Origin of the sequence: Angustibacter luteus (assembly GCF_039541115.1) — a bacterium.
Taxonomy (GTDB): Bacteria; Actinomycetota; Actinomycetes; order Actinomycetales; family Angustibacteraceae; genus Angustibacter; species Angustibacter luteus.
In genome coordinates this window covers 233,888-251,380 of record NZ_BAABFP010000005.1, presented here as the reverse complement: position 1 = coordinate 251,380, position 17,493 = coordinate 233,888, and the positions used below count along the sequence as shown (strand labels likewise).

The 17,493-nt window shown below is 73.2% G+C and carries 14 protein-coding genes; 9 read left to right on the top strand and 5 right to left on the bottom strand.

What is annotated here, in order from left to right; genetic code table 11:
• Positions 1 to 3: 3 nt before the first annotated feature.
• On the bottom strand, positions 4 to 1,452 hold the full coding sequence (locus ABEB17_RS10305; protein ID WP_345716609.1) for a protoporphyrinogen/coproporphyrinogen oxidase: 1,449 nt from the start codon (positions 1,450 to 1,452) through the stop codon (positions 4 to 6).
• A gap of 143 nt (positions 1,453 to 1,595) precedes the next feature.
• Here ABEB17_RS10305 and ABEB17_RS10300 point away from each other — a divergent pair, with 143 nt between their 5' ends.
• From ABEB17_RS10300 to ABEB17_RS10275, 6 genes are all read left to right on the top strand, one after another.
• Complete coding sequence (locus ABEB17_RS10300; RefSeq protein ID WP_345716608.1) at positions 1,596 to 2,840, top strand: thiolase family protein; 1,245 nt, start codon at positions 1,596 to 1,598, stop codon at positions 2,838 to 2,840.
• Positions 2,840 to 4,996 carry a 3-hydroxyacyl-CoA dehydrogenase NAD-binding domain-containing protein gene (locus tag ABEB17_RS10295; RefSeq protein ID WP_345716607.1) on the top strand — a complete coding sequence of 719 codons (2,157 nt, stop codon included), beginning with the start codon at positions 2,840 to 2,842 and terminating at the stop codon, positions 4,994 to 4,996. The genes ABEB17_RS10300 and ABEB17_RS10295 overlap by 1 nt, the downstream gene beginning before the upstream one ends.
• Before the next feature lie 100 nt (positions 4,997 to 5,096).
• Positions 5,097 to 5,846, top strand: a complete 750-nt coding sequence (locus tag ABEB17_RS10290) for a 3-hydroxybutyrate dehydrogenase (RefSeq protein ID WP_345716606.1) — start codon at positions 5,097 to 5,099, stop codon at positions 5,844 to 5,846.
• Positions 5,847 to 5,956: 110 nt separating this feature from the next.
• Entirely contained in the window at positions 5,957 to 8,002 is a 2,046-nt protein-coding gene (locus ABEB17_RS10285; RefSeq protein WP_345716605.1) for an MDR family MFS transporter, read from the top strand.
• A 148-nt stretch (positions 8,003 to 8,150) separates the two neighbouring features.
• Positions 8,151 to 9,050, top strand: coding sequence for a hypothetical protein (locus ABEB17_RS10280; protein WP_345716604.1), 900 nt, complete (start codon positions 8,151 to 8,153; stop codon positions 9,048 to 9,050).
• A gap of 8 nt (positions 9,051 to 9,058) precedes the next feature.
• The gene (locus tag ABEB17_RS10275) at positions 9,059 to 9,574 is read left to right on the top strand and encodes a putative immunity protein (protein WP_345716603.1); all 516 of its coding nucleotides are present in this window, start codon (positions 9,059 to 9,061) and stop codon (positions 9,572 to 9,574) included.
• Between the two features lie 17 nt (positions 9,575 to 9,591).
• On the opposite strand, the gene dxs is transcribed toward ABEB17_RS10275, so the two are convergent.
• From dxs to ABEB17_RS10260, 3 genes are all read right to left on the bottom strand, one after another.
• Complete coding sequence (gene dxs / locus ABEB17_RS10270; protein ID WP_345716602.1) at positions 9,592 to 11,502, bottom strand: 1-deoxy-D-xylulose-5-phosphate synthase; 1,911 nt, start codon at positions 11,500 to 11,502, stop codon at positions 9,592 to 9,594.
• Positions 11,503 to 11,564: 62 nt separating this feature from the next.
• Positions 11,565 to 11,936, bottom strand: coding sequence for a hypothetical protein (locus tag ABEB17_RS10265; protein ID WP_345716601.1), 372 nt, complete (start codon positions 11,934 to 11,936; stop codon positions 11,565 to 11,567).
• Complete coding sequence (locus ABEB17_RS10260; RefSeq protein WP_345716600.1) at positions 11,933 to 12,232, bottom strand: hypothetical protein; 300 nt, start codon at positions 12,230 to 12,232, stop codon at positions 11,933 to 11,935. Before ABEB17_RS10260 ends, ABEB17_RS10265 begins: the two co-directional genes overlap by 4 nt.
• 141 nt (positions 12,233 to 12,373) lie before the next feature.
• Here ABEB17_RS10260 and xylB point away from each other — a divergent pair, with 141 nt between their 5' ends.
• Genes xylB through ABEB17_RS10245 form a run of 3 tightly spaced genes read left to right on the top strand, consistent with a single transcriptional unit; the run spans position 12,374 to position 16,153 of the window.
• Complete coding sequence (gene xylB, locus ABEB17_RS10255) at positions 12,374 to 13,777, top strand: xylulokinase (protein ID WP_345716599.1); 1,404 nt, start codon at positions 12,374 to 12,376, stop codon at positions 13,775 to 13,777.
• A complete protein-coding gene (gene xylA, locus ABEB17_RS10250) occupies positions 13,777 to 14,940 on the top strand; it encodes a xylose isomerase (protein WP_345716598.1) in 1,164 nt (387 codons plus the stop codon). Before xylB ends, xylA begins: the two co-directional genes overlap by 1 nt.
• Before the next feature lie 16 nt (positions 14,941 to 14,956).
• The gene (locus ABEB17_RS10245; RefSeq protein ID WP_345716597.1) at positions 14,957 to 16,153 is read left to right on the top strand and encodes an ROK family protein; all 1,197 of its coding nucleotides are present in this window, start codon (positions 14,957 to 14,959) and stop codon (positions 16,151 to 16,153) included.
• Here the strand turns inward: ABEB17_RS10245 and ABEB17_RS10240 are convergent.
• Positions 16,126 to 17,445: an ROK family protein gene (locus tag ABEB17_RS10240; RefSeq protein ID WP_345716596.1), complete on the bottom strand. Its 1,320-nt coding sequence runs from the start codon at positions 17,443 to 17,445 to the stop codon at positions 16,126 to 16,128. The two genes, ABEB17_RS10245 and ABEB17_RS10240, sit on opposite strands and share 28 nt — an antisense overlap.
• Between the last annotated feature and the right edge of the window lie 48 nt (positions 17,446 to 17,493).

Below are 17,493 nucleotides of genomic sequence, written 5' to 3'. Positions count from 1 at the left end.
GCGCTAGTCCTGCTGGGTCTCGTGCTGGCGGAACCGGTCCCGCGCCGCCTGCCAGGCCACGTGGTCCAGGGACACGACGTGGTCCGGCGACGCGACGTCGCCGTCGAGCTGCAAGCAGTCCGCGGCGTCCCAGCCCATGCGCAGGGCGTGGTGGGTGTCGTCCTGCACGAACAGGCCGAGCCGCCCGAACGCCGTGACGTGGGCCAGCCGCTCCGCCCAGGCGCTCAGGCCGGACAGCCGCTGGTGGTAGCCCAGCGCGTACACCGGGTAGGCCTTCGGGAGCCGGCGCACCCGCACCCCACCCAGGCGGACGGGCGGGAGCCCGAGCGCGGCGATGGTGGCCACCACCGTCTCGGCGAGAACGTCGTCCGGGCTCTCCCACAGGTCGTCCCCGAGGGTGCACGGGATCTCGGCACACAGCACGGTCCGGTCGGCGGGGTCCTCGGGGTTCGTCCGGAAGTTCGCCGGCTCGCTCAGCCGCGCGACCGGGGTGTCCAGGCTGGGTAGGTAGTGGGTGTCGTAGGACGTCCACCGGCCACCCTCGTGCACGAGGTACACCAGCAGCATGGACCGGTAGGTGAGCCCGGCCGCCTCCTGCACGACCTGGGCGGACGGCGCGGGCCGGGCGACCCGGCCGAGGTCGGTCAGCGGGACGGTCGAGAACGCCTGCGCGGCGTGCACCTCGCCGCCGTCCCAGATCACCCGGACCCCGTCCGTGCGGGCGTGCAGCGTGCGCACCGGTGCACCGGTCACCAGCCGCGCGCCGCTGTCGGCTGCCGCCTGGGCCAGCGCTGCCGGGATCTGCCCGAAGCCGCCGCGTGGGTACAGGAACGCCGCCGGGCTGACGACCTCGCGGTTGCGCGAGCGGCGCAGGACCTGGCCGGCGGACCGGGTCGGACGCTCCGAGGCGAGCAGCCGGTGCGCCTGCTCGGGGTCCAGCTGGGCACCCTCGAGGCCGTAGAGCTTGCGCGCGAACGGCCCGAACACGGCGTCGTACAGGGCGGGGCCGAGCCCCGAGCGCAGCACACCCTGGTAGGTGTCGTCGTGCCGGCGCCGGGCGGGTCCGCGCGCCGCGCCGCGCGCGGCGGACAGGGTGAGCCGGCGCGGCATGCGAGCCGCCAGGTCGCTGGCCCGCAGCGGGTAGCTGATCCACTGGCCGGCGACCCGCAGCCGGCCGCGCTGGGGGCGGGTCTGCAGGTCGTCACCCAGCAGCCCGCGCAGGTGCTCGAGCACGTCCGGGTCGAGTGTCGACGGCAGCCGGCGGGCACCGACGTCCACCTGCACGCCCGCGACGTCGAAGCTGGCCGACCGACCCCCCACCTGCTCCTCGGGCTCCAGCACCAGCACCGACAGCCCACGGGCCGCGGCGCGGCGCGCGGCGGTCAGCCCCGAGATGCCGGCACCCAGCACCACGAGGTCGACGGACTGGGGCTGAACCCCCTGCTCGGCCATGACGGGTCAGACTAGAGCCAGTCGGGGTGAGTGGTGTCACACGGGTGCGACTGCCGCTCCAGGTTACCGGCGAGTAGCATCAGCAGGTCAGTCCTGGCGACCCCGGATCGGGCGCCACCACCCCGTCCCGCTTGGGAGGAATCGTGCCCCGCGCGCTACGCGACGTCGTCTTCGTCGACGGTGTCCGCACCCCGTTCGGCAAGGCCGGCCAGAAGGGCGTCTACGCGCAGACCCGCGCCGACGACCTGGTCATCAACTGCATCCGCGAGCTGGTGCGGCGCAACCCGCAGCTGCCGCCGGAGCGGGTGGACGACGTGGCCATCGCCGCGACCACCCAGATCGGCGACCAGGGACTGACCATCGGCCGGCTGGCGGCGCTGCTGTCCGGCCTGCCGAAGACGGTGCCGGGCTTCTCCATCGACCGGATGTGCGCCGGCGCCATGACGGCCGTCACCACCACCGCGTCCGGGATCGCGTTCGGCGCCTACGACGTGGTCATCGCCGGCGGCGTCGAGCACATGGGCCACCACCCGATGGGCGAGGGCGTCGACCCCAACCCGCGGATCGTCGCCGAGAAGCTCGTCGACCCGTCCGCGCTCGTGATGGGCTCGACCGCCGAGAACCTGCACGACCGGTTCCCGGAGATCACCAAGGAGCGCTCGGACCGGTTCGCCGTCGGGAGCCAGGACAAGCTCGCCCAGGCCTACGCGGACAACAAGATCCAGCCCGACCTGGTGCCGGTCGCGACGCGGCACGACGAGCTCGGCTGGGGCCTGTCCACGGCCGACGAGCCGCCGCGCCCCGGCACCACCCTTGAGGACCTGGCCGCCCTGAAGACCCCGTTCCGCCCGCACGGCCGGGTCACCGCGGGCAACGCCGCCGGGCTCAACGACGGCGCCACCGCCTGCATCCTGGCCTCCGCCGAGACCGCCGACGAGCTGGGTCTGCCGGCCCGCATGCGCCTGGTCGCCTACTCCTTCGTCGGAGTCGAGCCCGAGGTCATGGGGATCGGCCCGGTGCCGGCCACCGAGAAGGCGCTCAAGCAGGCCGGCCTGACCATCGAGGACATCGGCCTGTTCGAGCTGAACGAGGCGTTCGCCGTCCAGGTGCTCGCCTTCCTCGACCACTTCGGGATCGCGGACGACGACGCCCGGGTCAACCAGTACGGCGGCGCCATCGCGACCGGTCACCCGCTGGCCTCGTCCGGCGTCCGGCTGATGACCCAGCTGGCCCGGCAGTTCGAGGAGAACCCGCAGGTCCGCTACGGCCTGACCGCCATGTGCATCGGGATCGGCATGGGCGGCGCGGTGATCTGGGAGAACCCGCACCACGCCGACTACGGCAAGGACGACGCCCAGGACGCTTCGACCGAGGGGACGGCAGCCTGATGACCACGACCACCGGCCACGACACTGCCCAGGTGATCGCCGACGTCCAGGCGCTCGCCGAGGCGGGCTCCGACGAGCGGGTCACGTCCTTCCACGTCCGCGACGTCGCCCTGCCCGGCGGCCCGGGCACGCTGGCGCTGATCAGCATGGACAACGGCTTCGACCACACCAAGCCGACGACGCTCGGCCCGCGCGGGCTGCTCAACCTGTCCGCCGCGCTCGACGCGGTGTCCGCCCGCGCCGACTCCGGCGAGATCGTCGCGGTCGGCATCACCGGCAAGCCCTTCATCTTCGCGGTCGGCGCGGACCTGAAGGACGTCGGTGCACTCAGCGACCGCGAGCAGGCGCTGACCATCGCCCGGTTCGGCCACGACACCCTGCGCCGCCTGGGCGAGCTCGCCGTGCCGTCCTTCGCGTTCGTCAACGGCGCGGCCATGGGTGGCGGCGTCGAGGTGGCGCTGCACGCGACCTACCGGACCATCTCGTCCGGGGTGCCCGCGGTCGCGCTGCCCGAGACCTTCCTGGGGCTGGTGCCCGGCTGGGGCGGCAACCACCTGCTGCCGAACCTGGTCGGCGTCACGAACGCCCTCAAGGTGATCATCGAGAACCCGCTCAGCCAGAACCGGATGCTGAAGGGGCCGCAGGCGTACAAGCTCGGCATCGCGGACGCCATGTTCGAGCCCGCCGACTTCCTGGAGCAGTCGCTGCGCTGGGCCGGTGCCGTCGTCCGCGGCGACGTCGTCGTCGAGCGCGCCGAGATCGAGCGCGACGAGCAGGTCTGGGAGGGCGCACTCGCGGCGGCCAAGGCGTTCGCGGACATGAAGACCGGCGGCGTCGCACCAGCGCCGTACCGGGCGATCGAGATCGTCCGGGCCGCGCGGACCGCCGACCGGGACGCCGGTTTCGCCGCCGAGGACGCCGCGCTGGCGGACCTCATCATGAGCGAGGAGTTCCGCTCCGGCGTCTACTCGTTCAACCTCGTGCAGGGCCGCGCCAAGCGCCCCGCCGGCGCGCCGGACAAGGCGCTGGCCCGTCCGGTCACGAAGGTCGGCATCGTCGGGGCCGGGCTGATGGCCAGCCAGCTCGCGCTGCTGTTCGCCCAGCGGCTCGAGGTGCCGGTCGTGATGACCGACCTGGACCAGGCTCGGGTCGACAAGGGCGTGTCGTACGTGCACGGCGAGATCGACGGCCTGCTCGGCAAGGGCCGGATCGGCCCGGACAAGGCCAACCGGCTCAAGGCGCTGCTGACCGGCTCGACGTCCAAGGACGGCTTCGCGGACGCCGACTTCGTCATCGAGGCCGTCTTCGAGGAGATGTCGGTCAAGCAGCAGGTGTTCGCCGAGGTCGAGGCCATCGTCTCGCCCGAGTGCGTGCTGGCCACGAACACCTCGTCGCTGTCGATCACCGAGATGGCCTCGAAGCTCGAGCACCCGGAGCGGGTCGTCGGGTTCCACTTCTTCAACCCGGTCGCGATCATGCCCCTGCTCGAGATCGTGCGCGGTGACCAGACGGACGACGCCACGCTGGCCACCGCGTTCGCGACCGGCAAGACGTTGCGCAAGACCACGATCGGGGTCAAGGACTCCCCCTCGTTCATCGTGAACCGGCTGCTCGGCCGGTTCATGGGCGAGGTGGGACGGGTCACCGACGAGGGCACCCCGCTCGAGGTCGCGGACAGCGCGTTCGCCGGGTTCGCACCGATGCCACCGTTCGTGCTGCTCGCACTCGTCGGCCCGGCCATCGCGCTGCACAACTCCGAGACGCTCGCCGGGGCGTTCCCCGACCGGTTCTACGTCTCGGAGAACCTGCGCCGCGTCGTGGCGGCCGGCAAGCCCGGCTTCTACGTCTGGGACGGTCCGAAGCCGAGCCTGGACCCGGAGGTCGCCGCCCTGTTCGACGAGCCCGCGGAGCCCGTCGTGCTGACCCGTGAGCAGGTGCGCGAGCAGGTGCTCACGGCCCTGGCCGACGAGGCCCGGCGGATGCTCGACGAGGGCGTGGTGGTCGCCCCCGAGGACCTCGACCTGGCGATGATCACCGGAGCGGGCTTCTCGTTCTGGAACGGCGGGCTCACGCCCCTGCTGGACCGCACCGGCGTCGCCGAGCGGGCGGCCGGCGGGCGGTTCCTTGCCCCGGGCGTCGCGAGCGTCCCGGCCTGAGCCGTCGCCGGGCCGCCGCTGAGTGGTCGCAGATGGGGCACCTGACGTCGGTCGGGTGCCCCATCTGCGTCATCTGACGAACCGCCCTAGCCTCGATCGCATGACGACCGACCTCACCGGACGAACTGCCCTGGTCACCGGCGCCGCCAGCGGGATCGGCGCGGCCTGCGCCGAACGGCTCGCCGCCGCGGGGGCGTCCCTGCGGCTCGTCGACCTGGCCGCGGAGCCGCTGCAGCAGCTGGCCGACCGGCTGGGCGCGACCGCGCTGACCTGCGACCTGTCCGACCTGGACGCGGTCGACGGCCTCGACGTGGACGTCGACATCGTGGTCAACAACGCGGGCCTGCAGCACGTCGCTCCCCTGCACGAGTTCCCGCCGGAGGTGTTCCACCAGATCCTCACCGTGATGCTGGAGGCGCCCTTCCGGCTGGTCCGGCGCGCTCTGCCGGGCATGTACGAGCGCGGCTGGGGTCGTGTGGTGAACGTGTCGTCGGTGCACGGGCTGCGCGCGTCGCCGTTCAAGTCCGCCTACGTCACGGCCAAGCACGGCCTCGAGGGCCTGAGCAAGGTCATTGCGCTGGAGGGAGCCGAGCACGGCGTGACCAGCAACTGCGTCAACCCCGCCTACGTGCGAACTCCGTTGGTGGAGAAGCAGATCGCGGACCAGGCGAGCAGCCACGGCATCAGCGAGGACGAGGTGCTCGAGCAGGTGCTGCTCGAGCCGGTCGCCCTCAAGCGCCTCGTCGAGCCGGCCGAGGTGGCCGAGCTCGTCGCGTACCTGTGCGGACCCGCCGCGACGTCCATCACCGGTTCGTCGTTCGCCCTGGACGGCGGCTGGACCGCCCACTGACCTAGCCGGTCGTTGCCCTCGTGCAACCGTCTCGAAAACGGCATACTGCGTGGTGCCTCGCGTGAGCCGGGGACCTCCCGGGAGGGGTCGAGGCGGTCTGGAGCCGCGCCGTGGCCACGCAGGTCTCCCCCTGCACATCACCGGCACCGACACTCACCCGCCGGCAGATCAACGTCGTCTTCGCCACGATCCTGCTCGGCATGCTGCTGGCCGCCCTGGACCAGACCATCGTCTCGACGGCGCTACCGACCATCGTGGGCGACCTGGGCGGCGCCGCGCACGTGTCGTGGGTGGTGACGGCGTACCTGATCACCGACACCATCGCGACGGTGCTCGCCGGCAAGTTCGGCGACCTGTTCGGGCGCAAGCTGATCTTCCAGCTGAGCGCGGGCATCTTCGTCGGCGCCTCCGCGATGTGCGCGCTCGCGCAGAGCATGTCCTGGCTGGTCGGCTGGCGTGCGGTGCAGGGGGTCGGCGCCGGCGGCCTCATGGTCACCGCCACCGCCCTGATCGCGGACGTCGTCCCCCTGCGCGAGCGCGGCAAGTACCAGGGTGCGCTCGGGGCGGTGTTCGGGGTCACGACCGTCATCGGCCCGCTGCTCGGCGGCCTGTTCACGGACCACCTGTCCTGGCACTGGTGCTTCCTGGTGAACCTACCGATCGGCATCCTGGTCATCGCGATCGCCGCCAAGACCATGCCGTCCGTCCGATCGACCGGCAAGCCGGTCATCGACTACGCCGGCATCGCTGCGATCTCGGTCGGCGCCGGCGGTCTGGTGCTCGCCACCAGCCTGGGGGGCACGGAGTACGACTGGACGTCGACGTTCATCCTCGGTCTCTTCGTCGCCAGCGCGCTGGGAATCGTGGCCTTCATCGTCGCCGAGCGTCGCGCGGCGGAGCCCATGCTGCCCCTGCACCTGTTCAAGAGCGCGGTGTTCTCGCTGTCCTCGATCATCTCGTTCGTCGTCGGCTTCGCCATGCTGGGCGCGCTGACGTTCCTGCCCACGTACCTGCAGTACGTGCACGGGGTCTCGGCGACGTCGTCCGGTCTGCGCACCCTGCCCATGGTGCTGGGACTCCTGACGGCCTCGATCGCGTCCGGCACCATCGTCGGCCGGACCGGCAAGTACAAGATCTTCCCCATCGTCGGCTCGGCACTGCTGACCGTCGGCCTGCTGCTGATGTCGACCATGGACGAGAACACGGGCTTCCTGCGGATCTCGCTGTTCATGATCGTGCTGGGCGTCGGACTCGGGCTGTGCATGCAGATCCTGGTGATCATCGTGCAGAACACCAGCGACTACGCCGACCTGGGCGTGGCGACCTCCGGAGTGACGTTCTTCCGGACCCTGGGCAGCTGCTTCGGGGCCGCCGTCTTCGGCGCCATCTACGCCGGGCACCTCGAGAAGGCGCTGCCGCCGGCCGTCATCGCTTCCGGACTGCCGCCGGCGGAGGTCACCTCACCCGCGGCCCTGCACAGCCACCCCGCCGACGTCATCGCACCGGTGGTCAGCGCTTACGCCGACGTCCTGCACTCGGTGTTCCTCTACGCCGCGCCGGTGGGCGTCGTCGCGTTCATCCTCGCCCTGTTCCTGCCCCAGGTGCCGCTGCGCGACGCCGCCCGAGCGGGTGCCACCGACCTCGGTGAGGGCTTCGGGATGACCGAGGGAGCCGACTCCGAACGCACGTTGGAGACCGTGATGGCCCGATTGATGGGTCGGGAGGGGCGGCGTCAGCTGCCGGCGATCCGGGTGGCCTCCGGCACCGAGCTGGGCGGCGCCGAGACCTGGTGCGTCGCTCAGGTGCTGCTGCGCAACCGGCACGGCGTGTCAGCCGACCTGGACGCCATCGCCGCCGGGACCAGGGTGCCGGCCAGCGTGCTGCTGCCGGCGTTCGTGCAGACCCAGGACGGCGGCTACCTGACGGGTGACCCGAGCGGTTGGGCGACGACCGCGCTGGCGGACGAGCAGTGGGAGCTGTTCACCGCCGAGCTCAAGGGCTGGCTGCTGCTGCACCTGGGCACGTCCGACCAGCCCTCGGCGGCCGACGTCCAGCTGCTCGACACCGCGCTGCACCGGATGACCAGTCGCTTGCTGGACGAGGAGAGCGCCTCGGGTCGCGGCGTGGACGGACCGCTGGCGGTCGCCGGCCGCTGACGGTTGAGATGACGCAGCCGGGCACGGTGCGTGATCGCCCGGTACGCGGTGATGCCGCTCTGAGCCGTTCGGCGTGAAGTACGTCCCACCCGTCACAACCGTGCCTGTCGGTGTGCCCCGGCGGGGCTGCGACCCGTACCGTCTACCTGTGCAGAACCCGTCGAACGCCGGTGCGCTGCGCCGCGGCACGCTCGCGGCGAGCGTGCTGCACGACATCCCGCTGGAGGCCCGCGCTGACGGTGTCCTCGTGGGGTCCCAGTGGGACGAGCGCGACGCCTGGACGTCGGTCGGCTGGCAGCACCTGGAGGGCGCGCTGGCCGGGGCCGACCCCGAGTCCCTGCCGGGCCGGCTGCGCCTGCGCGACTGGCTGCGGGCGTACATCTCGCTGGCTCAGCTGCCCACGCTGCACGGTCTCGGCCCGGCCCGGCCCAGCCGCACGATCGCGCTGGCCCTGCCGGCCGGCCACGCCCTGCACCCCGGCCCCGAGTGGGTGGTCGAGCGGGTGCTCGGCGGCGTGCTCGACGTCGGCATCGGGCTGCGCCAGCCACCGGACGAGGCCCAGCACGAGCAGCTCGCCGTCCCGCTGCCGCCGGGAGCGGCTCGCGCGGCGGGGGTCGACACCAGCCGCTGGTGGAAGGACCTGGCCAAGCACCGCGAGGAGATGGCCGTCCTCGCGGCCGCCCGACTCGAGGCCGACGGCGGCGGCACGCTGCGGCCCGTGGGCGGCTGCGACGTCCTGACCCTGCTCAGCGGCCACTGGCTGCGCAAGCACCTGGCCACCGAGGACGGCATCGGGATGCGCGCGCTCGCCGTCCCGATGCGCTCTCGCGGCTGGTTCGACCTGGCCCGGATCGACCCGGCGTTCGTCGGGGCAGCCGCGGCCGCGACGGAGTCGGAGCTGCGCGGCGTCCAGCGCCCGCTGCTGGTCACCACCCACGAGGTCGGGCTGGCGGCGTCCCTGCTGTCGACCGAGCAGCTGGCGAGGACGTCGCTGGCCGACTCCGTCGGGACGCAGCCGCACCACGAACGCAACGTGCTCTACCGCTGACCCCCGCTGTGATCCTCCCGAAGGTCCGCGACCCGCGCTTCGTGACGATCCGCCGCGGTGGGACGCTGACCGACCCGGACCACCACCTCCTCGCCCTCTGGGCGGCCACCTGCGCCGAGCACGTCCTGGTCCGGTTCGAGTCGGCCCGGCCGCAGGACGACCGCCCCCGGCAGGCCATCGAGCAGGCGCGGGCCTGGGCGCACGGCGAGATCACCATGACCCAGGCTCGGACCGCCGGTGGCCATGCCATGGGCGCCGCCCGAGACCTGCGTGGGGCGCCCCGCCACGCCGCCTACGCGGCCGGCCAGGCGGCCGTCGTCGCCCACGTCGCCGCCCACGAGCTCGGTGCGGCCGCCTACGCCATCAAGGCCGCCCGGGCGGCCGCGCCGGCCGGGGACGGCGAGAGGGCCGGACGGCTGGAGTGCCGGTGGCAGCGCGACCAGCTCCCCGCAGCGATCCGCGACCTCGTGCTCGACGACCAGCGTCTGCGGAACGACATCTGCTGGTCGGTCTTCGACTGCTGAGCCGACTCGCCTGCTGGCTACTGGCTGTCCTCGACGACCGGGGTGCCGTCCATCGCCGGCTCCAGCCGGGCCAGCTCCTCGACGACCCGGCGGGTCACGTCCTGACCGGTCAGGCCGAGGCTCGCCAGGATGGCGCCTCGGTCGCCGTGGTCCAGGAAGTGCGGCGGGATACCCAATGCGACCACGCGCGTGCCCAGACCGGCGTCGGTGACCTCCTGGGCCAGCCGCGAGCCGACACCCCCGACCCTCGACCCGTCCTCGATGACGACGACCAGCCGCACCTGGCCGGCCATCTCGACCAGGGCCGGGTCGACGGGCAGCACCCAGCGCGGGTCGACGACGGTGGCGGCCATGCCGTGCGCGGTCAGCCGGTGCGCGACGTCCAGGCCGATGCCGGCCATCGGCCCGACGGTCACCACGAGGACGTCGGCGGACGCGCTGCGGTGCAGGACGTCGACGCCGCCCACCCGCTCGACCGCCGGGATGTCCTGGGCCGGAACGGATCCCTTCGAGTAGCGCAGCACGCTCGGGGCGTCGGCGACGTCCAGCGCCTCGCGCAGCTCCTCGCGGACCCGGGCGGCGTCGCGCGGCGCGGCCACGTGGATGCCGGGCACGACCTGCAGGAGCGAGAGGTCCCACATGCCGTGGTGGCTGGCGCCGTCGGGGCCCGTGACACCGGCCCGGTCCAGCACGAAGGTGACGCCGGCCTTGTGCAGTGCGATGTCCATCAGCAGCTGGTCGAACGCGCGGTTGAGGAACGTGGCGTAGACCGCGAACACGGGGTGCAGCCCGGCGAAGGCCATCCCGGCCGCACTGGTGGCGGCGTGCTGCTCGGCGATGCCGACGTCGAAGACGCGCTGCGGGAACTCGGCCTGGAACTTTGCCAGGCCGACCGGGATGCACATCGCGGCGGTGATGCCGACGACGTCCTGGCGGCGGCGGGCGATCCGGACCAGCTCGTCCTCGAAGACGTCGGTCCACGGCACGCCGGAGCTGGCGACGGCCTCACCTGTCTCGGGGTCGATCGGGCCGACCGCGTGGAAGCGGTCACCCTCGTCCGCGAGCGCCGGCGCGTAGCCGCGCCCCTTCTGGGTGAGGACGTGGACGAGCACCGGGCCGCCGTAGGTCCGCGCCTGGCGCAGCGTCTTCTCCACTGCCTCGATGTCGTGACCGTCCACGGGGCCGACGTACTTGAGCCCGAGGTCCTCGAACATGCCCTGCGGGGCCACGATGTCCTTCAGGCCCTTCTTGACCCCGTGCAGCGTGTCGTACATGGCGCTGCCGACGACGGGGGTGCGGCCGAGGGTCTGCTTGCCCCAGGCGAGGAACCGCTCGTACCCGCGGGTGGTGCGCAGCGTGGCCAGGTGCTGGGCGAGGCCGCCGGTGGTGGGAGCGTAGGAGCGTTCGTTGTCGTTCACGATGATGGTGAGCGGCAGGGTCTTGTCCGCGGCGATGTTGTTGATCGCCTCCCAGGCCATGCCGCCGGTCAGCGCGCCGTCCCCGATGACGGCGACGACGTGCCGGTCGTGCTCCCCGCGCAGCCGGTACGCCTGGGCGATGCCGTCCGCCCAGGACAGCGACGTCGTGGCGTGCGAGTTCTCGACGACGTCGTGCTCGCTCTCGGCCCGCGAGGGGTAGCCGGACAGCCCGCCGGCGCTGCGCAACCCGCTGAAGTCCTGCCGGCCGGTCAGCAGCTTGTGCACGTAGGACTGGTGGCCGGTGTCCCACACGACGGTGTCGTGCGGGGAGTCGAACGCGCGGTGGATCGCGATCGTGAGCTCGACCACCCCGAGGTTGGGGCCGAGGTGACCACCGGTCCGGGCGACGGCGCTGACCAGGAAGGTGCGGATCTCACCGGCGAGCGCCTTGGCCTCGTCGCGGCTGAGCCGCTGCACGTCGCGCGGCCCCTTGATGGTCTCGAGGAGCATCCGGCCAGTCTAGGTGCGGGCCGCGCTCGCGTCGCGCACGGCGACCCGGAGCGTGGCGGTCTTCACAACCTCGGCACGTACCGCAGGCCGCGCAGCGCGTCGCCGACGAGGCGGACGGCGCGGTGCAGCTCGAGCAGCCGGGCGTGCTCGTGGTCGAGCGCGACCAGGAACGCGTCCAGGGCCGCCGGGTCGAGGTGCTCACGCAGGTCGGCGCGGCCCTCGGCTCGGGCGGCCGTGTTCGCCTGCCCCTGGGCCGTGACGTGTCGCAGCGCCAGCCAGGCCAGGGCGACGGGCTGCTGACGCAGCACGGGGTGGGCGCGGTACTCCGACGGGCACTGGTCGAGCAGCCAGCCGGTGGCGGTGTGCTGCCAGCCGGGAGTGCCGGGCGGGCGGACCGCCGCTGGCCAGCCCGGCGGCAGCTGGGCGTCGGTCACGGGGTGTCCAGCCGCTTGCTGAAGATCGTGGTGCCGGACAGCGCGCCGTCCGGCGTGAGCGCGAAGTCCTCGATCGACCCGACTCGACGCCACCCCCGGCGGGCGTACAGCGACTCGGCGTCGCTGCCGGTCTCGGTGTCCAGGACCAGCAGCGTGCGGCCCAGCCCGACGGCGTCCGCCGTGAGACCGGTTAGGAACCCGACGCTCGCACCGCCGGCCACGCAGTCGACGAGCACGTCAGAGAGGCCGTCCACGACCTCGGGGTCGGGATCGGCGTCCAGCAGCTGCACGGGCACGGACCCATCCTGCCCGCGGACGTCCAGGTCAGCGGAGTGGGGCACTCGAGGCCCCACGGGCGCCCCTCTTCCCTCGTCTCGGCGCGCTCTCCCCGCCCCGTGGTCTTGACTTAGTTCACGACTCGAACGAAGATGCTTCCCATGACGACGACGTCCGACGACCTGGTGCTCGGGATCGACTCCTCGACCCAGTCCGTCAAGGCGCTGCTCGTCCGCGCCGCGGACGGCAGCTTGGTCGACGAACGCACCACCGCGCACCCCGACGGCACCGAGGTCGACCCGCGGGCCTGGCTGGAGGCGCTGGACGCCGTCACCGCCGACCTGCTCCCCCGCGCCGCCGCCGTGGCCGTGGGCGCGCAGCAGCACGGCATGGTGGCGCTGGACGCCACGGAGACCGCCGTGCACCCCGCGCTGCTCTGGAACGACGTCCGGTCCGCCGACGCGGCTGGCCAGCTCATCCAGGAGTGGGGCGGCCCGCAGGCTACCGCCGACGCGGTCGGCTCACTGCTGGTCGCCTCGTTCACGGCGACCAAGCTGCGCTGGCTGCGCGACTTCGAGCCCGAGCGCGCCGAGCGCGTCCGCCGCGTGCTGCTCCCGCACGACCTGCTCACCTGGCACCTCGGGGGACGGGCCGACGACCCCACCACGGACCGCGGCGACGCCTCGGGGACCGGATACTTCTCGCCCGCGGACGACGCGTGGCGGCCCGACCTCGCCGCGGACGCCCTCGGGCACGAGTTCGCACTCCCCCGGGTGGCCGCACCGGCCGAGGTGGTCGGCCGGACGTCGACTGGCGCGCTGGTCGCGCCCGGCACCGGCGACAACATGGCCGCCGCGCTGGGCCTGGGCCTGCGCCCCGGGGATGTCGCGGTCTCGATCGGTACGTCCGGTGTCGCGTCCGCCGTCGCCGGCGCGGCGTGCGCCGACCCCAGCGGCGAGGTCGCGGGCTTCTGCGACGCCACCGGCGCGTTCCTGCCACTGGTCTGCACGCTGAACGCCGCACGGGTGCTGGACACCACGGCCCGGCTGCTGGGCACCGACCACGAGGGCCTTGCCTCGCTAGCGCTGTCCGCGCCCGCCGGGGCCGGCGGACTGACCCTGCTGCCCTACCTGGACGGCGAGCGCACCCCCAACCGCCCCGACGCCCACGGCACCCTGCACGGCCTGACCACGGCGACCGGACCGGAGCACCTGGCGCGGGCCGCCGTCGAGGGCCTGCTCTGCTCGCTCGCCGACGCCGTCGACCGGCTCGTCGAGGTCACCGGCCTCGAGGTCGGCCGCATCGTCCTGGTCGGCGGCGGTGCCCGCAGCCAGGCCGTGCGCGAGCTGGCCCCGGCCGTCTTCGGCCGGTCCGTCGTCGTCCCTGGCGACGCCCAGTACGTGGCCCTCGGCGCCGCCCGGCAGGCCGCCTGGGCGCTGTCCGGCGCAGACACCGCGCCGGCCTGGTCCCTGCCCGATCCCCTCACGTTCGACGCCGAACCCACCCCGCACGTCCGCGAGGCCTACGCCAGGCTCCGCGATCGCACCGACGACTGGAGCTCCTGATGCAGATCCCCGCCCCCGCCCCCTCCGACAAGTTCTCGTTCGGTCTCTGGACCGTCGGCTACCAGGGCCGCGACCCCTTCGGTGAGCCCACCCGCGCGCCGCTCGACCCGGTCCGCTCGCTGCACGAGCTGGCCGCCCTCGGTGCCTACGGCGTCAACTTCCACGACAACGACGTCATCCCGTTCGGCGTCGACGAGGCCGAGCGCCAGCGGATCATCGACCGGTTCACCAAGGGCCTGGCCGACACCGGACTGGTCGTGACCACGGCGACGACGAACCTGTTCACCCACCCCGTGTTCAAGGACGGTGGCTTCACCTCCAACGACCGGGACGTCCGCCGCTACGCGATCCGCAAGGTGATGCGCAACATCGACCTGGCCGCCGAGCTCGGCGCCGAGACCTACATCTGCTGGGGCGGGCGCGAGGGCGCCGAGTTCGGCGCGTCCAAGGACATCCCCAACGCGCTCGACCGCTACCAGGAGGCGTTCAACCTGCTCGGCGAGTTCGTCACCGACCGCGGGTACGACCTGAGGTTCGCGATCGAGCCCAAGCCCAACGAGCCCCGCGGCGACATCCTGCTGCCCACCGTCGGGCACGCCCTGGCGTTCATCGAGACCCTCGACCGGCCCGAGCTCGTCGGGGTGAACCCCGAGATCGGCCACGAGGAGATGGCCGGCGTCAACGCCGCCCACGGGTACGCGCAGGCGCTCTGGCAGGGCAAGCTCTACCACATCGACCTCAACGGCCAGAACGGCCCGAAGTTCGACCAGGACCTGCGGTTCGGCGCGGGCAACGTGCGCGGCGCCTTCTGGATCGTGGACACGCTGCTCATCGGCGGCTACGACGGCCCGGTGCACTTCGACTACAAGCCGTCCCGGACCGAGGACGACGCCGGGGTCTGGGTCAGCGCCGCGGCCTGCATGCGCAACTACCTGATCCTGCGCGAGAAGGCCCTCGCGTTCCGGGCCGACCCCGAGGTGCAGGAGGCGCTGCTCGCCTCGCGCCTGGACGAGCTCGCGGTGCCGACGCTGGCCGAGGGCGAGGACTGGCGAGCCCTGGAGCAGGCCGACCTGGCCGACCCCGAGGAGCTGGCCGTTCGCGGCATGGCGTTCGAGCACCTGGACCAGCTGGCGCTCGAGCACCTCTACGGCGTTCGCGGCTGAGCGCGGCGCCGTCGCCATGACGTCGCCCGGTCCGACGGGCGCCCCGGCGGCCACCGACCGGCTGCGCCGCGAGAACACCGCACTGGTGCTCAGGTCGTTGCGGGACAACGGTTCGGCGAGCCGGGCCGCGATCGCCCAGCGCACCGGCCTGGCTAAGGCCACCGTCTCGGCGATCGTCGCCGAGCTCTCCAGCGCCGGCGCGGTGCTGGAGAGCCCGGCCGAGCCGGACGTCGCACCCACCGGCCGCTCGGGGCGCCCTGGGCGGCCGGTCCGGCTGCACGGCCGGGACACCGTCGGCCTCGGCCTCGAGGTCAACGTCGGCTACCTCGCCGCGACCGCACTCGACCTGTCCGGCCGGGTGGTGCTGAGCAGCCAAGTCCCGCTCGAGTCCGACCGAGCTGGACTCGACGGCGTCCTGGCCCTGGCCGAGGACAGCCTGGCCCGGCTCACCGCGGACGGGCACCGGGTGCTCGGGCTGACCCTCGCGGTCCCGGGCCAGGTCGAGCTGGACACCGGGCGCGTCATCGAGGCGCCCAACCTGCACTGGCACGACCGGGACGTCGCCGCCGACCTCGACCATGCCCTGGGCGAGCTCACGGTACGGGTGGACAACGACGCGAACTGCGCCGCAGCCGGCGAGGCCGCGTTCGGGGCCGGCCGCGGCTGCTCGGACCTGCTGTACCTCACCGGGACCGTCGGCGTCGGCGCCGGCGTCGTGGTGGCCGGGGAGCTGCGTCGGGGGGCGCACGGGCTGGCCGGCGAGGTCGGCCACGCCCCCCTGGGTGCGGCCGGTGCACCCTGTGCCTGCGGCCGCACCGGCTGCTGGGAGACGGCCGTCGGGCTGCTGGCGCTGCTGCGCGAGACCGGCACGTCCTTCGCCGAGCTGGGCAGCCACGACCCGGTCACCGTGGCGTCGCGGATCGCGGAACGGTGCCCCGACGACGAACCGGTCCGGGCCGGCGTCCTGCGCTTCGGGCGTTCTCTCGCAACGGGTCTGGCCGTGCTGGCGGCCACCCTCGACCCGGAGGTCATCGTGCTCGGTGGCTCGTTCGTCCCGCTCGGGGACTGGCTGCTGCCGGTCGTCGACGAGCAGGTCGCGGCGGTCAGCAGCTCGCGGGTCGCGCTCAGCACGCTCGGACTGCACGCAGCATCCACCGGCGCGGCCGCCGCCGTCCTCGGCGAGGTCTACGCGGGGACGCTCGCCCTGGCCTGATCGCCGGGCGCGCTGCCCTGGCCGACGAGTCCGTCGCGGGCCCGGGAACGGTTCTCCGGTGCGGCAGTGGCCGCGACGGCGTCCCGGCACACGTCGGACAGCGCGCGCGCCGGGTCGGCGAGCAGCTCCTCGAAGGCCTTCTCGGCGGCACCGATCAGCACGGCGTCACCGCCGAGCATCGGCACGACGACGTGCACCTGCTCGCGCGGTGCCTCGAGCGCCGCATCCGTGAGCGCCTGCAGCGCCTGGTCCTGGATCACCGGGAACAGCGCGCGGAAGATCCCGCCAAGGACGATCACCTCGGGGTTGAGCACGTTCACCACGCTGCCCAACCCGATCCCCAGGTAGCGCCCCACCTCGCGCAGCGCCGCCGACGGCCGGTCGACCTGCTCCAGCCGGTCCATCACCCGGTCGAGCTCGGTGTCGTCCACCCTCAGCGCCCGGGCGATGGCGGGCAGGCAGACCTCGGTCTCCCAGCACCCCGTACTGCCGCAGCGACAGACCCGACCCCGGGTGTTCACGATGAGGTGCCCGAGCTCGCCGGCGTAGCCGCCGATGCCCTGCAGCGGGTGGGCGTCGACGATGACGCCACCACCGAGGCCGACGTCGCCCATCAGGAAGACCAGGTTGTCGAAGCCGACGCCCGCGCCGCGGGTGTGCTCCGCCAGGACACCCAGGTCGGCGTCGTTCCCGACCAGCAGCGGGACCGAGTGGGACATGCGCTCGCGCAGCAGCTGGGCGAACGGCACGTCGTGCCAGCCCAGGTTCGGCGCGAACCGCACCACACCGTCCCGCTCGCGAACCACCCCCGGGACGCCCAGACCGATGCCCAGCAGGGCGCCGTCAGCCGGTGCCGACGCCACGATCTGCCGGATCAGCCGGACGACCGCGGTGGCCACAGCGGCGGGGCTGTGCGAGACCGGCGTCCGGCCGCTGGCCCGCTGCAGCACCTCGCCACCGAGGCCGATCCGCGCCACCTGCAGGACCTTGACCCCGACGTCCACCGCGATGACGTACACGGAGTCGCTGCTCGGCCGCACGTCCAGGGAAGGCCGGCCCGCGGGGCGACGCCCGCCGTGCCGCTCGCCCGGCGTCGCCTCGACGACGGCACCGAGCTCGACGAGCTCGCCGACCAGCGCGCCGATGGTGCTGCGGTTCAGACCCATCCGCGACGTCAGCTCGGCCCGCGAGAGCTCACCGTCGTGGTGCAGGTGCGCGAGCACCGTGCCCAGGTTGTGCCGACGCACCGCCTCCTGGTTCGTGCCCGTTCCCGGACGACGAGCTGACGCCACGTCTCACACCCCCCTCAGCAGGTAGACCCGCGTCACTGCCCGCCCCCG

Bases quoted from the DNA above. Each gene is read 5' to 3' on its own strand.
- ABEB17_RS10305 (WP_345716609.1), bottom strand. From the start codon at position 1,452: ATGGCCGAGCAGGGGGTTCAGCCCCAGTCCGTCGACCTCGTGGTGCTG.
- ABEB17_RS10295 (WP_345716607.1), top strand. From the start codon at position 2,840: ATGACCACGACCACCGGCCACGACACTGCCCAGGTGATCGCCGACGTC.
- ABEB17_RS10290 (WP_345716606.1), top strand. From the start codon at position 5,097: ATGACGACCGACCTCACCGGACGAACTGCCCTGGTCACCGGCGCCGCC.
- dxs (WP_345716602.1), bottom strand. From the start codon at position 11,502: ATGCTCCTCGAGACCATCAAGGGGCCGCGCGACGTGCAGCGGCTCAGC.
- xylB (WP_345716599.1), top strand. From the start codon at position 12,374: ATGACGACGACGTCCGACGACCTGGTGCTCGGGATCGACTCCTCGACC.
- xylA (WP_345716598.1), top strand. From the start codon at position 13,777: ATGCAGATCCCCGCCCCCGCCCCCTCCGACAAGTTCTCGTTCGGTCTC.
- ABEB17_RS10245 (WP_345716597.1), top strand. From the start codon at position 14,957: ATGACGTCGCCCGGTCCGACGGGCGCCCCGGCGGCCACCGACCGGCTG.